17 protein-coding genes are annotated in these 17,986 nt (G+C 67.4%); 12 read left to right on the forward strand and 5 right to left on the reverse strand.

Annotation, left to right across the window (positions count from 1 at the left end):
- The 8 genes from BLR51_RS25490 to BLR51_RS25525 all read left to right on the forward strand — a co-directional run.
- Nucleotides 1-552: AMP-binding enzyme (locus tag BLR51_RS25490; protein WP_165616941.1), on the forward strand; the 552-nt coding region annotated here is incomplete at its 5' end.
- A 4-nt stretch (nucleotides 553-556) separates the two neighbouring features.
- Nucleotides 557-1,240: an adenylate kinase gene (locus BLR51_RS25495; protein ID WP_089852250.1), complete on the forward strand. Its 684-nt coding sequence runs from the start codon at nucleotides 557-559 to the stop codon at nucleotides 1,238-1,240.
- A 48-nt stretch (nucleotides 1,241-1,288) separates the two neighbouring features.
- Nucleotides 1,289-1,576 (forward strand): DUF4212 domain-containing protein, encoded by a 288-nt coding sequence (locus BLR51_RS25500; RefSeq protein ID WP_089852253.1) that lies wholly within the window; start codon nucleotides 1,289-1,291, stop codon nucleotides 1,574-1,576.
- 6 nt (nucleotides 1,577-1,582) lie between these two features.
- Nucleotides 1,583-3,364, forward strand: coding sequence for a sodium:solute symporter family protein (locus tag BLR51_RS25505; RefSeq protein ID WP_089852255.1), 1,782 nt, complete (start codon nucleotides 1,583-1,585; stop codon nucleotides 3,362-3,364).
- A gap of 107 nt (nucleotides 3,365-3,471) precedes the next feature.
- On the forward strand, nucleotides 3,472-5,295 hold the full coding sequence (locus tag BLR51_RS25510; protein WP_089852257.1) for a DUF294 nucleotidyltransferase-like domain-containing protein: 1,824 nt from the start codon (nucleotides 3,472-3,474) through the stop codon (nucleotides 5,293-5,295).
- 36 nt (nucleotides 5,296-5,331) lie between these two features.
- On the forward strand, nucleotides 5,332-5,838 hold the full coding sequence (locus tag BLR51_RS25515; RefSeq protein ID WP_089852259.1) for a hypothetical protein: 507 nt from the start codon (nucleotides 5,332-5,334) through the stop codon (nucleotides 5,836-5,838).
- Nucleotides 5,835-7,241 carry a 3'-5' exonuclease gene (locus BLR51_RS25520; RefSeq protein ID WP_089852261.1) on the forward strand — a complete coding sequence of 469 codons (1,407 nt, stop codon included), beginning with the start codon at nucleotides 5,835-5,837 and terminating at the stop codon, nucleotides 7,239-7,241. Before BLR51_RS25515 ends, BLR51_RS25520 begins: the two co-directional genes overlap by 4 nt.
- 183 nt (nucleotides 7,242-7,424) lie before the next feature.
- Nucleotides 7,425-9,257, forward strand: a complete 1,833-nt coding sequence (locus tag BLR51_RS25525; protein WP_089852263.1) for an ABC-F family ATP-binding cassette domain-containing protein — start codon at nucleotides 7,425-7,427, stop codon at nucleotides 9,255-9,257.
- Between the two features lies 1 nt (nucleotide 9,258).
- Here BLR51_RS25525 and BLR51_RS25530 read toward each other — a convergent pair whose 3' ends face one another.
- The 5 genes from BLR51_RS25530 to BLR51_RS25550 form a co-directional block, all read right to left on the reverse strand.
- A complete protein-coding gene (locus tag BLR51_RS25530; RefSeq protein ID WP_089852265.1) occupies nucleotides 9,259-10,347 on the reverse strand; it encodes an AbrB family protein in 1,089 nt (362 codons plus the stop codon).
- A gap of 234 nt (nucleotides 10,348-10,581) precedes the next feature.
- Entirely contained in the window at nucleotides 10,582-11,145 is a 564-nt protein-coding gene (locus BLR51_RS25535; protein ID WP_230797925.1) for a PqiC family protein, read from the reverse strand.
- A gap of 12 nt (nucleotides 11,146-11,157) precedes the next feature.
- Nucleotides 11,158-13,263 (reverse strand): MlaD family protein, encoded by a 2,106-nt coding sequence (locus BLR51_RS25540; RefSeq protein ID WP_089852267.1) that lies wholly within the window; start codon nucleotides 13,261-13,263, stop codon nucleotides 11,158-11,160.
- On the reverse strand, nucleotides 13,260-13,895 hold the full coding sequence (locus BLR51_RS25545; RefSeq protein ID WP_089852269.1) for a paraquat-inducible protein A: 636 nt from the start codon (nucleotides 13,893-13,895) through the stop codon (nucleotides 13,260-13,262). Before BLR51_RS25545 ends, BLR51_RS25540 begins: the two co-directional genes overlap by 4 nt.
- Nucleotides 13,862-14,503 (reverse strand): paraquat-inducible protein A, encoded by a 642-nt coding sequence (locus tag BLR51_RS25550; RefSeq protein ID WP_089852271.1) that lies wholly within the window; start codon nucleotides 14,501-14,503, stop codon nucleotides 13,862-13,864. The genes BLR51_RS25545 and BLR51_RS25550 overlap by 34 nt, the downstream gene beginning before the upstream one ends.
- A 225-nt stretch (nucleotides 14,504-14,728) precedes the next feature.
- Here BLR51_RS25550 and BLR51_RS25555 point away from each other — a divergent pair, with 225 nt between their 5' ends.
- From BLR51_RS25555 to BLR51_RS25565, 4 genes are all read left to right on the forward strand, one after another.
- Nucleotides 14,729-15,766, forward strand: coding sequence for a histone deacetylase family protein (locus BLR51_RS25555; protein WP_089852273.1), 1,038 nt, complete (start codon nucleotides 14,729-14,731; stop codon nucleotides 15,764-15,766).
- A gap of 30 nt (nucleotides 15,767-15,796) precedes the next feature.
- On the forward strand, nucleotides 15,797-17,179 hold the full coding sequence (locus tag BLR51_RS25560) for an aspartate aminotransferase family protein (protein WP_089852274.1): 1,383 nt from the start codon (nucleotides 15,797-15,799) through the stop codon (nucleotides 17,177-17,179).
- A gap of 224 nt (nucleotides 17,180-17,403) precedes the next feature.
- Complete coding sequence (locus tag BLR51_RS27535) at nucleotides 17,404-17,751, forward strand: hypothetical protein (protein ID WP_131821890.1); 348 nt, start codon at nucleotides 17,404-17,406, stop codon at nucleotides 17,749-17,751.
- The coding region (locus BLR51_RS25565) for a transposase (RefSeq protein ID WP_131821891.1) at nucleotides 17,696-17,986 on the forward strand (291 nt) is incomplete at its 3' end. The genes BLR51_RS27535 and BLR51_RS25565, both read left to right, overlap by 56 nt.

Below are 17,986 nucleotides of genomic sequence, written 5' to 3' on the forward strand. Positions count from 1 at the left end.
AAGGACAGCTGGCCCGGGCAGATGCGCACGGTCTGGGGCGATCACGAGCGGTTCGAGGCGACCTATTTCCAGCAATACAAGGGCACCTATTTCACCGGGGATGGCTGCCGCGCCGATGCTGACGGCGATTACTGGATCACCGGGCGCGTCGATGACGTGCTGAACGTGTCGGGCCACCGCATGGGCACGGCAGAGGTCGAATCGGCGCTGGTCGCCCATGCCAAGGTCGCCGAGGCGGCGGTGGTGGGCTATCCGCACCCGGTCAAGGGACAGGGCATCTACTGCTATGTCACGCTGATGAACGGCGAAACACCTTCGGAGGATCTGAAGAAGGAGCTGCGCGCCTGGGTCCGGACCGAAATCGGCCCCATCGCCTCCCCGGACCTGATCCAGTGGGCGCCCGGCCTGCCCAAGACCCGCTCCGGCAAGATCATGCGCCGCATCCTGCGCAAGATCGCCGAAAACGACTTCGGCGCGCTCGGCGACATCTCCACCCTCGCCGATCCCGCCGTCGTCGATGACCTCATCGAAAACCGCCAGAACAAGGGCTGACCGCATGGATGGACAGACCCTCACCAAGGCACCGGTGCTGATCCTGCTCGGCCCCCCCGGGGCTGGCAAGGGCACGCAGGCGCGGATTCTGGAGCAGAGCTTCGGGCTTGTGCAGCTGTCGACCGGCGATCTGCTGCGCGCTGCCGTGGCCCGGGGCACCCCTGCCGGACAGCAGGCCCGCGCGGTGATGGAGGCGGGCGGGCTCGTCTCGGACGACATCGTCATCGCCATCCTGCGCGACCGCATGACCGAGCCGGACTGCGCGCAGGGGGTCATCCTTGACGGCTTCCCGCGCACCACCGTGCAGGCCGAAGCGCTGGACGCGCTTCTGGCCGAAAGCGGCCAGCAGATCGACGCGGCCATCAGCCTTGAGGTGGATGATGCCGCCATGGTTGCGCGCATTTCCGGCCGCTACACCTGCGCGACCTGCGGCGAGGGCTGGCATGACCAGTTCAAGCAGCCGAAGCAGCCCGGCCTCTGCGACATCTGCGGCGGCACCGAAATGAAGCGGCGCGCCGATGACACCGCCGAAACCGTGGCCAGCCGCCTTGCGGCCTATCACGCCCAGACGGCGCCCCTGATCGGCTATTACGACCGGAAAGGCACGCTGAGCCGGGTCGATGCCATGGGCGCCATCGAGGACATCGCGGCCGGGCTGGGCGCCATCGTCGCCCGGGCCGTCGCCTGACCCGTCCCGGGTCGGGAGGAGAGAATTAACAGGAGAGGAGGGACCGCCATGGCGGGTTACACGACACCATCCGCGCAGGCCGCGGATAAATCGGGAGAGGCCTACTGGAAGGCCAATATCCGGATCATTCTGATCAGTCTGGTGATCTGGGCGCTATGCTCTTTCGGCTTCGGGATCATACTGCGCCCGGCCCTGTCGGGCATCGCGGTGGGCGGCACCGATCTGGGCTTCTGGTTCGCCCAGCAGGGCAGCATCCTGGTCTTTCTGGCGCTGATCTTCTTCTACGCGTGGAAGATGAACAAGCTGGATAAAGAATACGGCGTGGACGAGGAGTAAAGCGCCATGGATCAGTTTACCATCAACCTGCTCTTCGTGGGCACCAGCTTTGCCATCTATATCGGCATCGCGATCTGGGCCCGGGCGGGCACCACCAGCGAATTCTACGCCGCCGGGCGCGGCGTGCACCCCGTCACCAACGGCATGGCCACCGCGGCGGACTGGATGTCGGCGGCCTCGTTCCTGTCCATGGCGGGCCTCATCGCCTTCGTGGGTTATGACAATTCGGCCTATCTGATGGGCTGGACCGGCGGCTACGTGCTGCTGGCGCTGCTGCTGGCGCCCTATCTGCGCAAGTTCGGCAAGTTCACCGTGTCGGAATTCATCGGCGACCGCTTCTACAGCCCCACCGCGCGCATGGTGGCGGTGCTGTGCCTGATCATCGCCTCCATCACCTATGTGATCGGGCAGATGACCGGCGTGGGCGTGGCCTTTGGCCGCTTCCTCGAGGTGGACAGCACCACCGGCCTGCTGATCGGCGCGGTGATCGTGTTCGCCTATGCGGTGTTCGGCGGCATGAAGGGCGTGACCTATACGCAGGTGGCGCAGTATATCGTGCTGATCTTCGCCTATACCATCCCGGCGATCTTCATCTCGCTGCAGCTGACCGGCAACCCGCTGCCGCCGCTTGGTCTTTTCGGCACCGATACCGCCTCGGGCGAGCCGCTGCTGGCCAAGCTCGACCAGATCGTGCGCGATCTGGGCTTCAGCGAATACACCGCCCATAACGGCGACACGCTGAACATGGTGCTGTTCACCCTGTCGCTGATGATCGGCACCGCCGGTCTGCCGCATGTCATCATGCGCTTCTTCACCGTGCCCAAGGTGTCGGACGCACGCTGGTCGGCAGGCTGGGCGCTGGTCTTCATCGCGCTGCTGTACCTGACCGCCCCCGCCGTGGGCGCCATGGCCCGGCTCAACATCACGCAGCAGTTCTGGCCCGAAGGGGCCGCCGGTCAGGCGGTGACGCTGGAGCAGATCGAAAGCGATCCGGCCTATGACTGGATGGCGACGTGGCAGCAGACCGGCCTTCTGGGCTGGGAAGACAAGAACGGCGACGGCCGCATCCAGTATTACAACGACAAGAGCGCGGCCATGCAGGAGCGGGCCACCGCCGAAGGCTGGTCGGGCAACGAACTGACCAACTTCAACAACGACATCCTCGTGCTCGCCAACCCCGAAATCGCCAACCTGCCGGGCTGGGTCATCGGTCTGGTGGCGGCGGGCGGTCTCGCGGCGGCGCTGTCCACCGCGGCAGGCCTGCTGCTCGCCATCTCCTCGGCGGTCAGCCATGACCTGATCAAGGGCCAGCTGGCACCGCAGATCTCGGAAAAGGGCGAACTGCTCTGGGCCCGGATCGCCATGGCGGTGTCCATCGTGGTGGCGACATGGCTGGGGCTCAACCCTCCGGGCTTTGCCGCGCAGACCGTGGCACTCGCCTTCGGGCTTGCCGCTGCCTCGATCTTCCCGGCGCTGATGATGGGCATCTTCACCAAGGTGAACAGCAAGGGCGCCGTGGCGGGCATGCTGTCGGGCTTCGTCGTGACGCTGGTCTACATCTTCCTGCACAAGGGCTGGATGTTCATTCCTGACACCAACAGCTTCACCGACGCCGATCCGCTGTTCATCGGCATCAAGTCCACCTCCTTCGGGGCCGTGGGCGCGCTGGTGAACTTTGGCGTGGCCTTCCTCGTCTCCTCCATGACCCGTCCGATCCCGGCGGAGATCGCGGAACTGGTGGAAAGCGTGCGCGTCCCGCGCGGCGCGGGTGCGGCTCAGGATCACTGACCCCGGATGCGGGCACATCCCGTGCCCACATCCCCCTAGGCTTCTGCCCCGCCCCGCGCTATGCCGGGGCGGGCTTTTTGTTCAAGGGCCCAACACCGGAGCGTCTCATGCCGCAATCCCCCGACGAGCTTCGCCGCTTCCTCGGCTCGGTTCACCCCTATGACACGCTGGACAGCGACGCGCTGGACGTGCTGGTGCCGCAGATCCTGACCCAGCATGTCGCCGCCGGATCAGAGATTTATGCCCATGGCACCCCGCTGGAAGGGCTTTATCTGATCCAGAGCGGCACCGTGGAAATCCGCGATGAAAACGGCGTGGCGGTGTCGATCCTTGGCCCGCGCAATTCCTTTGGCGAACGCGGGCTCTTGCGCGACGGCATCGCCGCCACCTCGGCGCGCGCCACCGAAGCCAGCAGCCTGCTGCTGCTGCCCGCCTATGCCTTCCGCGACCTGATCCGCGACCATGCCGCAGCGCGGCGTTTCTTTGACCGCTCGCGCGCGGCGCGGGCGCGCAGGCCCGATCTCGCCGCGACGAGGGTCGAGGACCTGATGGCGCGCGCGCCCCTGACCGTGCCCCCCGACACCACCGCGCAGGAGGCGGCGGCGCGGATGCGGGCCGCGCGCATCTCCTCGCTCTGCGTGACCGATCAGGACCGTCTGGTGGGGATCCTGACCATCCGCGACATCTCGGGCAAGGTGGTGGCGGCAGCGCAGCCCTATACCACGCCGGTGTCGCGCATCATGACCCCCGATCCGGTGACGCTGCCACCCTCGGCCATCGGGGCGGATGTGCTGCACATGATGCTGGAACGCCGCATCAGCCATGTGCCGGTGACCGAGGGCGGCAGGCTGGTGGGCATCGTCAGCCAGACCGACCTGACCCGATTTCAGGCGATCAGTTCGGCCGAACTGGTCTCGGCCCTTGCCCGCGCCAAGACGCCCGCCCGCATGGCCGAGATCACCGCGCGCATCCCGCAGCTTCTGGCGCAGATGGTGGGCAGCGGCACCCGGCACGAGGTGGTGACGCGGCAGATCACCGATCTGGCCGACACCGCCACCCGCCGCCTGCTGGCACTGGCCGAGGAGCAGCTGGGCCCTGCCCCCGTGCCCTATCTGTGGCTCGCCTGCGGCAGTCAGGGGCGGCAGGAACAGACCGGCATTTCCGATCAGGACAACTGCCTGATCCTCGACGACCGCGCCACCGACGACGACCTGCGCTATTTCGAGGCGCTGGCGACCTTCGTCTGCGCCGGGCTGGATCAGGCGGGCTATGTCTACTGCCCCGGCGAGATGATGGCCACCAACCCGCGCTGGCGGCAGCGCGCCGCGGTCTGGCGGCAGTATTTCAGCGGCTGGATCACCCGGCCCTCGCCCGAGGCGCAGATGCTTGCCTCGGTCATGTTCGACCTGCGGCCCATCGGCGGCACCACCGCGCTGTTTGAGACCCTGCAGCAGGAAACGCTGGCGGCGGCCTCGAAAAACTCGATCTTCGTGGCGCATATGATCGCCAATTCGCTGAAGCACACGCCGCCCTTGGGGCTGCTGCGCGGGCTTGCCACGATCCGGTCGGGCGAACACAAGAACACCGTCGATCTGAAACATAACGGCGTGGTGCCGGTGGTGGATCTGGCCCGGGTCTATGCGCTGCAGGCGCAATTGCCCGAGGTCAACACCCGCGCCCGGCTGGAAGCGGCGCGCGCAGCAGGCGTGCTGTCGGTCAGCGGCGGGCAGGATCTGCTGGATGCCTATGACCTGATTGCGGAAACGCGGCTCGATCATCAGGCAGGGCGGGTCCGGCAGGGGGCGAAACCCGACAATTACCTTGCACCCGCCGACCTGTCGGATTTTGAACGCAGTCATCTGCGCGACGCTTTCGTGGTCATAAAGTCGCTGCAATCGGCGCTGGGGCACGGACGCGGCATGCTGGGCTGACCGGCCCGGCCAAGGAAGGACCAAAGGGGGGATGGCATGTTTTTTGAACTGATCGCGGTGCTGGTGGCGGGCGCGGGCGGCGCGGGGCTGCTTTTGCTGGTCAGCAGGCTGAGCGGGGGTCGGCTGCCGCGCTGGCTGATCCCGGTGGGCGCCGGGGCCGCGATGATCGCCACCTCGGTCTCTGCGGAATATTCGTGGTTTCCGCGCAGCCGCGACACGCTGCCGGACCGCTTCGCCGTGGCCGAGGTGCACCAGTCCCGCGCGCTCTGGCGACCATGGACGCATGTGGTGCCCATGGTGGACCGGTTCATCGCGGTGGATGGCGGCAACCTGCGCGCCAACGAGCAGACCGAGGGGCTGTATCTGGCCGATCTTTACTTCTTCGCGCGCTGGCAGCCGGTGCGCGTGGTGCAGATGATGGTGGACTGCCCCGGCGGGCGCCGCGCCGATCCCATGGGCGGCGATGGCGGCGCGCCGGTCTGGCGCGAGGTGGGGGCGCAGGATCCGGTCCTGCGGACGGTCTGCGAGGAGGCTGGCGCATGACCCGGCTGTCGCTGCGCCTGCGGGTGTTCCTGTTCTTCGCGGCCCTCGCCCTTGGCGGCAGCGCGCTGATCGGGGCCGCGCTGTGGCTGGGGCTGGCGCGGGCGCAGGCAAGCACGCCGGAAAACGGCTTTGCCTTTGCGGGCATCGTGGCGGTGCTGGGGCTGCTGGCGCTCTGTGCCGGGATCTGGCTGCTTTTCGACGAAAACGTCGCCCGCCCCATCGAACGGATCGCGGCGGAAATGCGCGCCCGCGCCCATGCCGGGGTCGACCGCCGGGTGGACACCCATGCCGCGCGCTATCTGGGCGATCTTGCCCCCGCCGCCGAGGCGGTCAGCGCGCAGCTTGGCGCCAGCACCCTTGCCACGGCGCAGCGGGTCGCTGTGGAAACCGAACGGCTCGCCGCCGAAACGGCGCGGCTGACCGCGCTGCTGACCGAGATTCCGGTGGCCATGATGATGGTCGGCCCCGGCGGGCAGATCGTGCTGTATGACGGGCAGGCCGCCGAGGTGCTGGCGCAGATCCATGTGCCCCGGCTCAACGCGCCGCTGTCGGATTATTTTGACCCCGAAGCGGTGGCGCAGGCGGTCCGCCGCATGCATCGCAGCGGGCGCGAGGTGGCGCTGGTGCTGGCCTCGGTCGACGGACGGCAGAGCTATGCCGCGCGGATGCGGCCTCTGGATGGCGGCGGCTACCTCTTGACCGTCGACGGGGCAGAGGCGCAGATCGCGCCCGAAGCCGAACGCCCCTTGGTCTATGATTTCGACCTGCTGACCGCCCCCGCCCCCGCCGCGCTGGAGGACACCCCGCTGTCGCGGCTGGTGCATGTGGTCTTTGACACCGAAACCACCGGGCTTCTGCCCCACAAGGACGAGGTGGTGCAGATCGCCGCCGTGCGCGTGGTCAATGGCCGCATCGTCCCCGGCGAGGTGCTGGATCTGCTGGTCGATCCGGGGATGCCCATTCCGCCCGCCGCAACCCGCGTGCACCGCGTCACCGATGCCATGGTGCGCGGCAGGCCCGACATCGCCGAGGCCGGGCGCCGGTTTCACGGCTTTGCCCGGGGCGCGGTCATCGTCGCCCATAATGCGCCCTTCGACATGGCCTTCCTGCGCCGCCATCAGGCGCGCATGGGGGTGGTCTGGGACAATCCGATCCTCGACACAGTGCTGCTGTCGGCGGTGCTGTTCGGCGCGGGCCAGCCGCATACGCTCGACGCGCTCTGCGACCGGCTGGGGGTCACTCTCCCGCCCGCGCTGCGCCACACCGCCCTTGGCGATGCCCGCGCCACGGCGGAAGTGCTGGTGCGCATGCTGCCCATGCTGGAGGCGCGCGGCATCACCACCTTCGGACAGGTGCTGGAGGAAACCCGCCGCCATGGCCGGATTCTGGCCGACCAGAACTGAGGGGGCGGGAAGAAGGGGACTCTGCTTCCCGTCCGCCACGGGCGGACAGAAAGGAAGATGGGGGCTCTGCCCCCGTCCGCCACAGGCGGACTCCCCCGAGATATTTGGGGCCGCTGGAAGCGCAGGCGCGGGGGCTGCCTGCAGAGGCTTGACCTTTTCGCGGCGCGGCCCTAGCGCAGGGCCATGGCACAGGCACCGCTTCTTCAGCTTTCCGACATCTCGCTGACCTTCGGGGGCGAGCCGGTCTTTTCAGGCCTTTCCCTCAACGTCCAGCCCGGCGACCGTGTGGCGCTGGTCGGGCGCAACGGGTCGGGCAAATCCACGCTCATGAAGGTCATGGCAGGCCTTGTGGAGGCCGATACCGGCAGCCGCGTCGTGCCGCCGGGGATCAGCGTGGGCTATATGGAGCAGGATCCCGATCTTGCGGGCTTCGAGACGCTGGGCGAGTTCGCCGCAGCCGGGCTTGGCCCCGCGGAGATGTATCTGGTGGAGCGCGCGGGCGAAGGACTGGGCTTTGACCCCGACCGGCCCGTGGCCACCGCCTCGGGCGGGGAACGGCGGCGCGCGGCGCTGGCCCGGCTCATGGCGCAGGATCCGGACGTGCTGCTGCTGGACGAGCCCACCAACCATCTTGACATCACCGCCATCGGCTGGCTGGAGCAGGAGCTGCGCAGCACCCGCAAGGCCTTTGTGCTGATCTCGCATGACCGGCGCTTTCTGGAGGTGCTGACGCGGGCCACGCTGTGGATCGACCGGGGCGCGGTGCGGCGGCAGGAAGAGGGCTTTGCCGGGTTCGAGGCGTGGCGCGACAAGCTCTGGGCCGACGAAGATGACGCGCGTCACAAGCTTGACCGCAAGATCAAGGCCGAGGCCCGCTGGGCCGTGGAAGGGATTTCGGCCCGGCGCACCCGCAATCAGGGACGTCTGCGCGCGCTGAAGGATCTGCGCGCCGAACGCGCGGGCCAGATCCGCCGTCAGGGCGTGGCGGCGATGGATCTGGCGGCGGGGCCGTCTTCGGGCAAGAAGGTGATCGAGGCCACAGGGCTGACCAAGGTCTTTGGCGAGAAGCCCATCGTCACCGACTTTTCGCTGACGGTGATGCGCGGCGACCGCATCGCCTTTGTCGGGCCGAACGGCGTGGGCAAGACCACGCTGATCCGCATACTGATGGGCGAGGAGGCCCCCGATGCGGGCCATGTCCGGCTGGGCACCAATCTGGTCCCTGCCCTTTTCGACCAGACCCGCGCCAAGCTCGACCCCGAGACGACGCTGTGGGAAAGCCTGACCGGGGATCCGGACATGCGGGTGTCGGGCAAGGCCGATCAGGTGCTGGTGCGCGGCGTGCCCAAGCATGTGGTGGGCTATCTGAAGGAATTCCTGTTCGACGAGCGGCAGGCGCGGGCTCCGGTCAAGGCGCTGTCGGGGGGCGAGAAGGCGCGGCTGCTGCTGGCGCGGATCATGGCGCGGGAAAGCAACCTGCTGGTCCTGGACGAACCGACCAACGATCTGGATGTGGAAACGCTGGATCTGCTGCAGGATCTGCTGGGCGAGTATGACGGCACCGTGCTGCTGATCAGCCACGACCGGGATTTTCTGGACCGCGTCGCCTCCACCACCGTGGCCATGGAGGGCGAGGGCCGCGCCGTGGTCTATGCCGGGGGCTGGAGCGACTATCAGGCCCAGAAGGCCGAGGGCATGGCGGAGGAGGACGCGCCCAAGGGCAAGTCCGGATCGCGGCAGGCGCGGGGCTCTGCCCCGGCGGCCAAGCCGAAAGCCGCCGCCAAGGGGCTGAGCTTCAAGGACAAGCACCGGCTGGAGGAGCTGCCCCGGCTGATCGACCGGCTGGGCGCCGAGATCGGCAAGCTTGAAGAGCTGATGTCCGATCCGCAGCTTTTCACCCGCGAGCCGGTGAAGTTCCGCAAGGCCACCGAGGCCCTGACTGAGCGCCAGCAGAAGCTGGCGGCGGCGGAAGAGGAGTGGCTGGATCTGGCCGCGCGCGCCGAGGAGCAGGGCTGAGTTACTCCGCCGGTTCCTCGGCCAGCGGCAGGCGCCGTTCGGCCAGCACCATGAAGCCCACGGTCAGCAGGATGCGCACCACATGGTGCAGGCTGACCAGCGCCGGATTGGCGGCGAGGCTGAGCGCGATGATCGACATTTCGGTGACGCCGCCGGGGGCATAGGCGATCATCAGATGCAGGAAGGGGATGCCGGTCAGCGCGGTGAGCCCCAGCGCGAAGGCGCCGCCAAGCGCCAGCATGAACAGCACCGAGACGGCGCTGAGCGCCAGCGAGCGGCGCAGCATCGCCGGGGTCATGCCGTTGAAGCGGATGCCCAGCGAGGCGCCCACCACCACCTGCGCCGTGGCGATCAGCCAGTAGGGCAGATGCAGATCCACCCCGCCGCCCAGCGTCAGCCCCGCCGACAGCAGCAGCGGGCCGGTGATCTGTCCGGCAGGCAGGCGGATGTAATGGGCGATGACCAGCCCTGCCACCGCCACCGCCGCGATCGGCCAGAGCGCCGCAAGCGGCACGGGCGCTGTGTCGATGACCGAAGGCCCGGCGGCGCTGCCCACCGGATGCCCGACCCAGAGCGACAGCGCGGCGGGCAGGAAGGTGATGACGAGGATGATGCGCAGGAACTGCTGCGCGGTCAGCAGGCGCAGGTCGGCCCCGGCCTTTTCCCCCAGCACGAGGCTTTCCATCAGCCCGCCGGGCGTGCCCGCGTAAAAGGCGGTGGCGCGGCCATAGCCGCCGAGATGGCGGAAGATCAGGAAATTGCCCGCATGGGCCAGCAGCACGAAGCCCACCAGCGCGCCCAAGGTCAGCGGCAGATCGGGCGCCAGCGCCAGAATCTCGGGCGTGACCTGCGTGCCGATCATCACCCCGATCAGCCCGATGAAGAAGGTGCGGAACCGCAGCGGATAGGCATAGCCCGCCAGCGCCGAGTTCTGGAACAGCAGCACCGCCAGCCCGGAGGTGAAGAGGCTGCCCAGCATGTAGGGCATCGGCAGATGCGCCAGCTGCGCGAGCCAGCCGCCGACCCCGCCCGCAGCCAGCAGGGCTGCGGTGGTGGCGATCAGGCGCGGCGGCGGGAGAGAGAAGACCATGGCGGGACATAAAGCCCAAGCGGCGGCCAAGTGCAACGGCAGGGTGAGGGGCGCATCGGCCCCAAGCGGAAAGCGGGGGCTGCGCGGCCCCTGCCCGCACGTGGCATCGGGAGGAGGGGGAGCCGGGGGCGCTGCCCCCGTCCCCCTGCGGGGGACTCCCCCGGGATATTTGCGGTCAGAAGAAGCCTGCCGCGGGCCGGAGGGCCCCGGGTCGCGGCGGCTGTGCCCCCTGCCCTAGCGCGCGAGATCCGCAGCGATCGTGTCGGCAAGCTGCGAGACGGCGGTGCCGGTGGCCGCCGCGATGCCTGCGGGGGAGGCCGCGCGCAGCGGCACCGTGATCGCGAAGCGCTGCACCCGTTCGCGGATCACCCGGTCGAAGGAGGAGAGCGCATATTGCCCGCCCAGTTCGAAGGTGCCGTTCGCGCGCGCCACCATTTCCGACACGCGCACATGCACCGCCGCCTGTGCGGGTTCTTCCAGCGGCCATGGTTCGGAGGCGACGGTGGCCCCGGTGATCCGGCCCAGCCGGTCGGCCAGCGCCAGCGACACGGCGCGGCGCGGATCATCGGCCCAGAGCGCGTTTTCGGCGGGGGTCAGCGCGCCATCGGCGCCTTCGATGAGGATTTCCGAAGCCTCGGCATAGGTCGGCAGCGACACGTCGCGCACCTCCAGCGTGCCGACCGCGATGCGGCGGGTCTGCTCCACCGGCGCGGGCTCGATGCGGAAGCGCTGTTCGGGGCTGGCGCAGGCCGCAGCCAGCAGCAGCGGCACCATGAAGGTCAGGGTCTTGGGGAACATGGGGGTCTCCTCTCAGCGTCCGAACAGAAGCGAGTTGGGGTTGCGTTCGATCTGGCGGGCAAGGCGGGTCAGCGCCTCGGCGGCGCTGCGCACCTCGCGCAGGGCGGCCACGGTTTCCCGGTTGAAGCTGGAATTGGCGCTGTAGCCGGTGATGACCGTTTCGGTTTCCCCGAGCAGCTGTTCGATCCGGGCCGACAGCTGCGGCAGGGTCACCGCCGCCTCTTCGACCGCGGCAGCGGCATCGCGGGCCGAGGCCAGCGTGGCATTGGCATTTTCCACCACGCCGCCTGCGCGCAGCTCCTCCAGCGCCTGCCGCGCCTCGTCCAGCAGGGCAGAGACATCGGCGGGCAGCGCCCGGGTGCTGGGCTGGTCGACCAGACGGTTGGCGCCGTCAAGGAAGCTGCCTGCCGAGGCCACGAAGCCTTCGAGATCCAGCGTGTTGGCCTTCTGGGTCAGCGCGCGCAGTTCTTCGATCAGGGCGGGCACGCCTTCGGTCACGCCCTCGAATTCGGTGGTCACCCCCGCCACGTCATCGGCGGCTTCCTCTGCCGCCTCCAGCGCCGCGACCAGCTGGCCCACCGCATCGGCGGCGCGCAGGTCTTCGACCACGCCGCGCAGTTCGGCAACGGTGGCGCGCAGCTCTTCTGGCAGGGCCTGCGCCGCCTCGCCGCCGATCAGGCCGCGCGCGTCATTGACCAGCCCCACCAGCGCATCGGGCGCGGTGCGCAGCCCGTCGCTGTCGGCAAGGTTTTCGACCGCCGCAAGGGTGTCGATGGCCTGATCCAGCAGTTCCTCGACCGGCAGGTCGTTGATGCGCTGGAACAGCCCTTCGGCGGTGGCGGTCACGTCGGGCAGATCCGACGGCACCGAGGGCAGCAGCGGCGCGTCCTGCGCGAAGATGCCGAAGGTTGCGGGTTCGGCATCGGGGATTTCCACCAGTTCCACCACCAGCGACTGGTTGAAGAGGCTCTGCGCCGCAAGCCGTGCGCGCAGGCCATCCTGCACCGCTTCGGAGAGGAAGGCGATGGTGTCGGCCTGCGGCGATTCCTCGTCAAGCCCCAGCGCGCGGGGATCGATGGACAGGGTGGCGCGCAGCCGCACCTCCTGCCCGTCGGCGGTGTCTTCGATGAAGGCGCCCAGATCGGTCACGCGGCCCACGCGCAGGCCCTGAAAGGTGACGGAGGATCCCACCTCCAGCCCGCGCACGCTTTCGTCGAATTCGGTGGTCAGCTCCACCGCATTGGCGATGGTTTCCGAAAACAGGCTGTCGCGGGCGGCTTCTTCGTTCTCGTAAAGATCAAAGGCATAGCCCTGCTGCACCGGCTGGCCGCCCGACACCACCGTGTCGAAGGCAAGCCCGCCCCGGATCAGCGAGGCGATGGAGTTGACCGACAGATCCAACCCGCCGGGGCCAAAATTGACCGAGAACCCGGAGATGTTCCAGAACCGCGTGGCGGTGGTGATGCGCCGGTCATAGGGCGCCTGAATGAAGGCGTCGACGATCACGCCATTGCCCCGCTCCAGCAGGCGCGGCGTTTCGATCTGCCCCACCTCGATGCCCTGCAGGAAGATCGGCGCCCCGGCGCTGAACTGCGTGCCCTCGTCGGCGCGGATGGTGATGCGGGTGCCGTCCATGCCGGGCCGCACCAGCGGGGTTTCGTCCAGCCCGCGGAAATTCTGCGCGCTGCCGCCCTGTTCGGGGCGGAACGCCGCCTCGATATAGACGCCGGACAGCACGGTCGACAGGCCGGTGATGCCGGAGGTCGACACTTCGGGGCGCACGACCCAGAACTGCGCATTCTCGGGCAGGGATTCCGCCACATTGGCATCCACCCGCGCCCCGATCACCACCGTGGCCAGATCCTCGGCAAAGGTCACGTCCTCGACCATGCCGACGATCACGTCCCGGAACCGGATGGTGGTTTCCTCGGGGGTGACGCCTGCGGCATTTTCAAAGGTGATCTCGATCCGGGTGCCACGCTCGGCCCAGGTCTGCCAGGCGATGCCCAGCGTCACCAGCAGCGCGGCCAGCGGCACCAGCCAGACCAGCGACAGGTTGCGCCAGATCGACCGGCGCGGGCCGCTTACCTCCGGCGTGGCCGGTCTTGGATCAGTCATGCGTCTTCTTCCTCACTCGCGTCCCAGATCAGCCGCGAGTCAAAGCTCAGGGCCGACAGCATGGTAAAGGCCACCGACAGGGCGAAGCTGACCGCCGCGATGCCGGGATTGATGGTGGCGGCAAAATCCAGCCGCACCAGAGATGACAGGATCGCCACGACAAACACGTCGATCATCGACCAGCGGCCGATAAATTCCACCACTTCATAAAGATGCTGGCGTTTGCCGGGCGACAGACGCACGCGATGCGTGACGCTGAGCGCCAGATAGGCGATGGCGATGAATTTCGCGACGGGAATGACGATGGAGGCGACAAAGACGATGATCGCGATGCCGATGCTGCCGTGATGGATCAGATCCACCACGCCGCCCAGAATGGTGCTGTCGGTGGTCTTGCCCAGCATCGAGGTGCGCAGCATCGGATAGACATTGGCGGGCACATAGACGACGAGCCCCGCGAACATCCAGCCCCAGACCCGCTGCAGCGAGGTATGGTCCCGGCTTTCCAGCACCGATCCGCAGCGCGCGCAGCGCTCCGGTCCGGGCAGATGCACCTTGCCGCATTGCGCGCAGCCCAGAACCCCGGCGCGGCGCGCCGTCAGGACCGGCGGCGCGCTTCCAGCGTTTTCCATACACTCACCCTGCACATGAAATTGTCCTTGAGGACGGTCACCAGCACCAGCGCCACAAAGGCCCAGAACGCGGGCCCGATCGACAGATGCGCAAGCCCCGCCACCTTGACCAGCGCCACCGCCACGCCGACGATGAACACCTCGGCCATGGCCCATGGCCGCAGCGCCTCGGCCACGCGGAAAGCCGGGCGGGCATAGCGCGCGGGCGCCCAGCCGATGGCCATGGGGCCCAGCACATAGACCAGCAGCACGAAACGCAGCACCGGCAGCACCACGATCAGCGCCGCCATGGCCAGCGTCAGCGGCGCGGTCATGCCGCTGGAAAAGGCCAGCACCGTATCCAGCAGCGAGCTGCGCTGCATCAGCCCCGCCGCACTCAGCTCCAGAAACGGAAAGAAGATCGCCGCCACCATCAGGATCAGCGCCGCCAGCGCCAGCATGATGATCCGCGTCATGGCCGAACGGCGCGGTGCCTCCAGCAGGCCATGACAGCGGACGCAGCGCGCCACCTCGCCATTGTTCAGAACCTGCTCCTCGTGCAGCGCGTCGCAGGACGGACAGGCGATCAGGCGCGCGACCTCCTCCGCCGTGAAGGCGGGGGCGGGCATCGCCTGCGGGCTTGCGGCCTCTGACGGCGCGGCAAGGGAGCTGGGAACAGCATGGTTCATGCCGCCTATCTAGGGCCCGGTCCAAGTCAAGGAAAGGGTGCCCGCAGATGCGGCGCCGGACTGTGTCCCTGCGCCCTCAGCTGTGGCGGCAGACCGCCCAAGGTCGACAAGGCCCCACGGGCGGGCTATGCCTTTGGGACATTTCTTGCCGGAGGTCTTTCCCCTATGCGATGCTTCTACGCGCCCGAAACCCGCGCGCATGACCCGCAGTTCCGCCTGACCCATGGCCGCGTCGTGACCAATGCCGAACGGGCTGAACGCGCCACGCTGCTGCAGGAGGGGCTGGGCCGTCTGGGCCTGACCACCGAAACCCCGCCCGAGGCGCCGCGTGCCGCGCTTGAAGCCGTGCACACCGCCCGCTTTCTCGACTTTCTGGAAACCGGCTGGCAGGCGTGGCAGAAGCTGCCCAATGCCGGGCCCGAAGTGGTGCCGAACGCCTTTCCGCGCGTCCCCTATGCCAGCTATCCCGAGGCGGTGACCGCGCGCGCGGGCTGGCACATGTCCGACACATCGGCCCCCATCGGCCCCGAAAGCTGGACCGCCACCCGCCGCGCCGCCGACTGTGCCGTCGCCGCCGCCCGCGCCGTGGCGGAGGGCGCACCCGCCGCCTATGCGCTCTGCCGTCCACCGGGCCATCACACCACCGCCGACGCGGCGGGCGGGCACTGCCTGCTCAATGTCTCGGCCATCGCCGCCGCCGAACTGCGCCAGCATCACGACCGCATCGCCATTCTGGACATCGACGTGCATCACGGCAACGGCACGCAGGACATCTTCTATGACCGCGCCGACGTGCTGACCGTGTCCATGCATGCGGAAACCCATGACTATTACCCGTTCTTCACCGGCTATGCCCATGAAACGGGCACAGGTGCCGGGACGGGATACAATCTGAACCTGCCGCTGCCGCGCAGCACCCGCGATGCGGGCTGGCTTCAGGCGCTCGACAGGGCGCTGGAACGCATCTCCGACTATGCTCCGGGGGCGCTTGTGCTCAGCCTCGGGCTCGACGCCCATGAAAACGACCCCCTTGACGGCATGAAGGTCTCCTTCGATGGTTTTGCCGAAGCGGGGCGCCGGATCGCCGCGGCGGGGTATCCCACCGTGATCGTGCAGGAGGGCGGCTATCTGTCGCCGGACCTTTCCACCTCGCTGGCCTCCTTTCTCGGGGGCTTTCTCGGCAAGGACACAGGCGCGGCGTGATCCCGCGGCCAACCCATTCGGAGTGACGTGATGAACAAGATTCCCAACTCGCTGCATGCCTCGGACATCGCCCACAGCATGCATCCCTACACCAACATGCGCGCGCATGAGAGCCAGGGACCGATGATCATCACCCGCGGCGACGGCGTGCATGTCTACGATTCCGAGGGCAAGGAATATATCGAAGGTCTGGCCGGGCTCTGGTCCGTGGCCGTGGGCTTTTCCGAACAGCGCCTCGTCGATGCCGCCACCAAGCAGATGATGGCCCTGCCCTATTACCACAGCTTCGCCCACAAGGCGCATGAGCCGTCGATCCGTCTGGCGGAAAAGCTGGTGGAGATGTCGCCCGAGGGCCTGAACCGCGTGTTCTTCACCAATTCGGGATCCGAGGCGAACGACACCGTGGTCAAGATGGTGTGGTTCCTGAACAACGCGCTGGGTCGGCCCGAGAAGAAGAAATTCCTCGCCCGGACCAAGGGCTATCACGGCATCACCATCGCCTCGGGCTCGCTGACCGGGCTGCCCGCCAACCATACCGATTTCGACCTGCCCGCCATCCCGGTGCGTCACCTGACCTGCCCGCATCACTGGAAATGGGCCCATGACGGCGAAACCGAGGCCGAGTTCACCGCGCGCCTGCTGAAAGAAGCCGAGGACGTGATCCTTGAAGAAGGCCCCGAAACCATCGCGGCCTTCATCGGCGAGCCGGTGATGGGCGCGGGCGGCGTGATGACCCCGCCCGAAGGCTACTGGGCCGGCATCACCGCGCTTTGCGAAAAATACGACATCCTGCTGGTCTCGGACGAGGTCATCAACGGCTTTGGCCGTCTTGGCACGCCCTTCGGCTGCCAGAAATACGGCTTCACGCCGGACATCATGGTGACCTCGAAACAGCTTACCTCGTCCTACATGCCGCTGGCGGCGATCCTCGTGAACGACAAGGTCTATAACGCCATCGCCGATCACACCGCCAAGCTTGGCACCTTCGGCCATGGCTTCACCGGCTCGGGCCATCCCGTCGCCTGCGCCGTGGGGCTCGAAAACCTCAAGATCATCGAGGAAAAGGATCTGATGGGCAATGCCGCCCGGCTTGCCCCGCAGTTTCAGGAAGGCCTGCGCAAATTCGCCGATCACCCGCTGGTGGGCGAAGTGCGCGGCGTCGGCCTCATCGCCGGGCTGGAACTGGCCAAGGACCGCGCCACCCGCACCAGCTTTACCCCCGCAGGCAAGGTGTCGGCGCAGGTGGCGAAATTCGCCGCCGAAGAGGGGCTGATCTGCCGCAACGTCTACGAGACCGTGGCGCTCTGCCCGCCGCTGATCGTGACCTCCGAGGACATCGACAAGATCCTCGCCCGCCTCGGCCGCGCCCTCGACCGCGGCTGGGACTGGGTGCAGGCCGAAGGTCTGGTCTGACCACTCCGCCACAGACCGAAGGGGCGGCCCACCCGGCCGCCCCTTTGCATGTCTGGGTGCGGGGATGGTCTTTAGTCGCTTTGGGCGCGAATTGGCGCAAGTGACCAGACAAACTCAAAGAGCAGCCTCGAATGTCCGCTAAGCGGACAAAGCGGCCGTTGCCAATGCTAGACCAATCGTCTGAATTCTGTTCAGTTCATATGAATGACAAGAAGGCTGAGATCATGTTTGAAGTCGAACCAACAGAAGAAAGTGGCGGTGTTTGTGACTGCTGTGGCAATCAAACTCGAACTGTTTGGGGCTATGTTCGTGAAGAAGGTGGAGGCACCGTCGCAAGTTACTTCGTTCATTGGACCGTTGGTAAATCGATTGAAGATCACCCTGCAAACTTCGATTTAATATATGGAGCTTGGGGTGAGGGAGCGACCAAAAATGACCGGCGCGCGATCTCCCTAGGCCGTGTTGACAAAAGGGATTCACATCGTGCTACAGGCATGATTCAAGCTGGTGTCTACGATGGAGACCAGCTTGGCACGAAATCTTATGTCGGACGAAGAATGGGCGTTCTTTGAACGGTTCATTCTGGCAGTCCGTGCGCCTAACGGGCGCAAACCGACCAATCACCGCCTTGTTCTTGATGGGATTTTCTGGATCGCCCGCACGGGAGCGCCGTGGCGCGATCTTCCCGAAGAGTTCGGTAAATGGTCCAGCGTCTACCGGCAGTTCCGGCGCTGGACACTGGCAGGGCTGTGGGAGGACATCATGGAAACCCTGAACCAGAGCGGGGCCGTGCCGGACGCCCTCCAG

This window comes from Salipiger marinus (assembly GCF_900100085.1).
Lineage (GTDB): Bacteria > Pseudomonadota > Alphaproteobacteria > Rhodobacterales > Rhodobacteraceae > Salipiger > Salipiger marinus.